The 1,233-nt window shown below is 40.6% G+C and carries 1 protein-coding gene; it reads left to right on the top strand.

Annotation, left to right across the window (positions count from 1 at the left end; genetic code table 11):
* Window positions 1–138 precede the first annotated feature (138 nt).
* A partial coding sequence (gene trpB / locus AA81_RS13085) for a tryptophan synthase subunit beta (RefSeq protein ID WP_103899283.1) occupies window positions 139–1,233 on the top strand: 1,095 nt, incomplete at its 3' end.

The raw sequence follows: 1,233 nt of genomic DNA, 5'->3' as shown, positions 1-1,233 counted from the left end.
GGTCACAGGGCGGAGCCCTCCACCCCCCACTGGGTTAGGGACCGCAGTTCCCTTTCTAAAGAAGAGTGGGGGAACGGGGCGAAGGGGTGCTATAACAAACTTTTAAATTGCAAAAAACAAGAAGGAGGATGAATTTTTATGAAAAAGGCTTATTTTGGTCAGTATGGAGGTAGATACGTTCCAGAGACATTGATTCCGGCACTTGAAGAATTGGAGGAAGCTCACGAAAAATATTCAAAAGATCCTGATTTTATAGACGAATACCAAGGTTTGTTGAAAGATTACTGTGGAAGGCCTACACCTTTATATTTTGCTGAAAGATTTACAGAATACCTTAATGGTCCAAAGATATATCTAAAAAGAGAAGATTTAAATCATACAGGAGCACACAAAATAAATAACGCCTTGGGGCAAGTATTACTTGCAAAAAAAATGAATAAAAAAAGAATAATAGCAGAGACCGGTGCAGGCCAGCATGGTGTAGCAACAGCGACCGCTGCTGCTAGATTTGGTTTGGAATGTATAGTTTACATGGGGGCAGAAGACATCAGAAGGCAAGCCCTCAACGTATACAAAATGAGGATGCTGGGAGCAAAAGTAGTGCCTGTATACAGTGGTAGCCAAACTTTAAAGGAAGCCATAAATGAAGCTATTAGAGACTGGGTTACAAACGTTGAAAACACGCACTACGTTATAGGCTCTGTTGTAGGGCCACATCCATATCCTAAAATAGTTAGAGATTTTCAAAGGGTTATTGGTGATGAATCTAAAAATCAGATTTTAGAAAAAGAAGGAAGGCTGCCTGATTATATAGTTGCATGTGTTGGCGGAGGCAGTAATGCTATGGGTATATTTTACCCTTTTATAGAAGATAAAGATGTTGAATTGATAGGAGTGGAAGCCGCAGGAAAAGGATTAGAAACTGGGCAACATGCAGCTTCTTTGACTGCGGGGAAAATAGGCGTACTTCACGGGAGTAAATCTTACGTTTTACAAGATGAAGACGGTCAAATTCAACTTGCATATTCTATTTCTGCAGGTTTAGATTATCCGGGTGTGGGACCTGAACATAGTTATCTACACGATGAAAAAAGAGCTCAGTACGTATCCATAACAGATGAAGAAGCGTTGCAAGGTTTCGAACTTTTAACGAAATTGGAGGGAATCATCCCAGCATTCGAAAGTTCGCATGCAATCGCTTACGCTATGAAAATTGCACCCTCACTCAATAAA

This window comes from Petrotoga halophila DSM 16923 (assembly GCF_002924615.1).
This window is presented reverse-complemented; position numbering and strand designations above follow the sequence as displayed.